We start from the raw sequence: 3,328 nt of genomic DNA, 5'->3' as shown, positions 1-3,328 counted from the left end.
CGTTATCCTAAATTTAAGAAGAAAGGCCACCATGATAGCTTTACCCTTGACAATTGTGGCAAACCATTCAAGTTGTCAGGAACTCGCCATAAGCTGCCTTTTGTGGGCTGGGTTTCTACATTTGAGGCTCTACCCGAAAGTTGGGTTAAGAAAGTCACTATAACGCGCCAAGCAGGTGACTGGTATATTAGCTTTTTCGTAGAAATCACACCAGAAATTACACCGAAATATCGAGAGAGAATCGGGGTTGACCTAGGAATTAACAATTTGGCGACTTGCTCCGATGGGACCCAATTCTCTAATCCCAAGGCTTATAAAGCAACGACCAAAAAACTAGCTCGATTACAACGTCATTTAAGTCGCAAAGTCAAAGGCTCGAAAAATTGGGCCAAATGTCTCTTAAAAGTTCAAAAGCTACATCAAAGAGTAGCAAACATTCGGCGGGACACGATTCATAAAATAACTACTTTCTTGGCTAAGAACCACAGCCAAGTAGTCATTGAAGATTTGAATGTGTCAGGTATGCTGAAAAATCATTGTTTGGCGGGTTCGATCGCTGATGCTTCATTTTATGAGTTCCGTCGTCAACTAGGTTACAAGGCAGAACGTTATGGTTCAAAGTTGATTATTGCCGATAGATTTTATCCATCCAGTCAACTTTGTTCTAATTGCGGTTATCGTCAAAAAATGCCCCTAGTCCGTCGGACTTTTGAATGTCCAAACTGTGGCCTGAAGATTGATAGAGATTTGAACGCCAGTAGAAATTTAGAAAAATCGCCTGGTTCAGACGATTACACTTGTGGACGGGGTGCTGCCGACAGTCCCGGACGAAGCAAGAAATAAACATCAATATCCGGCTATGTCCGGTTTTGTTTAAGTTTTATAGAGCAGTTGAAAGGGGGGATAATTATATGCGCGGGAAATTTGGGTCAAACTTTGATACCAATTATTGATAGTTTGTTGAGCAGGATAGGGACTATAATTGCGGGACTGTCTGAGAAATTGAATCATCTGGTGTTTGTCTTGGGTGTGATAGCTTAAAGCAGCTAACCAAACCAGGACTTGATAGCGACAGAGGGTTTCTAGGGGACGCATCCAATTTCGTAGGGTAGGACGAGAAAAGTAATTTTGAATAAGTTGATTACAGTCAGAGGAAAGGATAGCGATCGCATATCGTTTCAAGTTATAATCAGCCTCGACTGTTATAGTCCTTCTTTGTAGACAAATTCCCGCAGCGCCATGGGATGCTAAATTTAGCAATAAATCTATAGTAGCAGCATGGGGAGATAGACTCGAGTCAAACCCTCCCCAGCGTTTAACCCAGGAATTGCGGAATAAAATCGCACCAGTTTCCACCAATCGCCACAAGTCTGTTAACATCCAGATATGGACACCATGTAAACCGTCGCGACCCTGCAAAATTGGCGCGAGATTATTGTAAGGCTGAACTTCCGAAATTAGCTGATTTTCCTCCCAAATTTCCCAACCAGAGAATACCATTTCCAGTGAACCCGCACGATTATCAAAAGCATCTATCAGGTCTGATAAACTATGAGGTAGTAAAGTAGAACCCCCATCTAAAAACAGGATAAATTCTCCCCTAGCAATATCTAAGCCTCGGTTTCTAGCAGCCACAATTCCCTCGCCACATTGACCAACATATTGCAAAGATTTTCCATAACCTTCTAGGACTTCCGGGGTGTTGTCCGTCGAACCGTTATCAATCACAATAATCTCGCAACCATCGATATTTTGATTAAGGATACTATCAAGAGTTTTGGGTAAACTGATACCCTGATTATCGCTACAAACAATAATACTAATTTGGGGAGAATTAGCCACCGTCGCGGGGATTAAATAATCAGTAGCATCAGCAGTATTACCCGCGAAATGTCCTTGTAAAAGAGCTTGATTTTGTTTTGCTTCCCGTCCGTGAAACGCTTCGATGCGGTTTCCCCGAAGATGTCCGTAGTCATGATTTTGGTGAACAATCGTAATAGTTTGACTCCCGTTAATTACCCGATATCCTTGTTTTAATCCTTCTCCCACCATCCAATTATCCCAACCCGGACGACCAATAGCAAAAGCCGGAAGTTGATTAAACAGAGGTTTAGGAAATACAAAGTAATCTAACGCACCGATACCGCTAAATATTCCCGCTGTATGAATTTGATGATGTAGCTGTTGTTCCCAGTTAGGGTTATCAAAATTCACAGGTTCTTCAATATCCAAATTCCAACGTCGTCCCACCATCAGAAACCTAGAGTAATTAGCAATCACCTGTTGAACATTCCCGAGAAAATCGCTAGTTAGGATAATATCCGAGTTAATATATGTTAAAATATCGTGGGAAGCGTGATGATGTACTTGGCTAAAAATATCATTTAGCAGAGGGGTTCCATATTCGTTAACTTGGACATTCGGAATATGTCTCACCTTCAATTTACTAGCCACTTCTGCGGTTCCTGTCTCATCACCAAATAAGATAATTTCCGGTCTCGGAACCAGTTTAGTCCAACTGGTAATCGCATTATCTTGAATCATTCCCACACTTCCCACAAACGCTTTAGGAACCGCAAAAATAGTCACCTTAACAGTAGGTTGAATATTATCAAAAATCCAGACACGACCTTTTTTAGTTCCCATAGAAATTAACTGATACTACAAATCCTCTGTTCGTCTAATTTAGCGGTCAACACCTGGGAGAGTTGGGTGAGATAGTAGGTGGGTTAGGTAACACGCATCCACCCCACCTTTTATATGGTAATTTAGATGTTAGTCTGGCATAGTTTCAGCAATAATTTTAGCAAACATCTTGACAAGAGCAGCATTATATGTATTCCCAGACTGTGCTACAGCAGGTTGATACTGTTGTACTGGCTGTCCTGGTGGCGACATATTTTGATACTGTTGTATATGCTGTATCTGTTGTATCTGTTCCCGCAGTTTTTGAATTTCCGACCTCGACTCTTCCAATTCTTTCTGCTGTTGCTGTAGTTGAGACTGCGACTCTTCCAATTCTTTCTGCTGTTGCTGTAGTTGAGACTGCGAACCCTCTAACTCTTCCTTAATTTTATGTAACTCAAATGTAGCCTGTTCAAGTTCCACCTGTACTTCATCTAATTGGAAGTTAGCCATTTCCAGTTCTTCCCTGGTATCATGTAACTCCGAGCGAGACTTATCGAGTTCCTGTTGAGTTTCCGTCTGTTTATTCTGTGCATTTTTAAGCTGGTCTTGAACTTCCTTAACTTTGGTTTCCAGTTTCTTCCTTTCAGACTGAGAGTTTTCCAACTCCTTCTGCTTCTGCTGAAAATCAGATTGAGACTTT

The 3,328-nt window shown here is 41.5% G+C and carries 2 protein-coding genes and 1 pseudogene; 1 reads left to right on the top strand and 2 read right to left on the bottom strand.

The window, feature by feature from the left end:
• Nucleotides 1-843, top strand: an 843-nt coding sequence (locus tag P5683_RS23580; protein WP_315669492.1) for an RNA-guided endonuclease TnpB family protein, incomplete at its 5' end; no start/stop codon positions are given.
• Between the two features lie 30 nt (nucleotides 844-873).
• Here P5683_RS23580 and P5683_RS23575 read toward each other — a convergent pair.
• Both P5683_RS23575 and P5683_RS23570 read right to left on the bottom strand, forming a co-directional pair.
• Nucleotides 874-2,646: a glycosyltransferase gene (locus P5683_RS23575; protein WP_006623874.1), complete on the bottom strand. Its 1,773-nt coding sequence runs from the start codon at nucleotides 2,644-2,646 to the stop codon at nucleotides 874-876.
• A 129-nt stretch (nucleotides 2,647-2,775) separates the two neighbouring features.
• A pseudogene (locus P5683_RS23570) lies at nucleotides 2,776-3,328 on the bottom strand (FkbM family methyltransferase); the annotation flags it as partial.

The organism is Limnospira sp. PMC 1279.21 (assembly GCF_032349615.1).
Taxonomy (GTDB): Bacteria; Cyanobacteriota; Cyanobacteriia; order Cyanobacteriales; family Microcoleaceae; genus Limnospira; species Limnospira fusiformis.
This window is presented reverse-complemented; position numbering and strand designations above follow the sequence as displayed.

Coding starts and splice junctions, on each gene's coding strand:
- P5683_RS23575 (WP_006623874.1), bottom strand. CDS start 2,646: ATGGGAACTAAAAAAGGTCGTGTCTGGATTTTTGATAATATTCAACCT.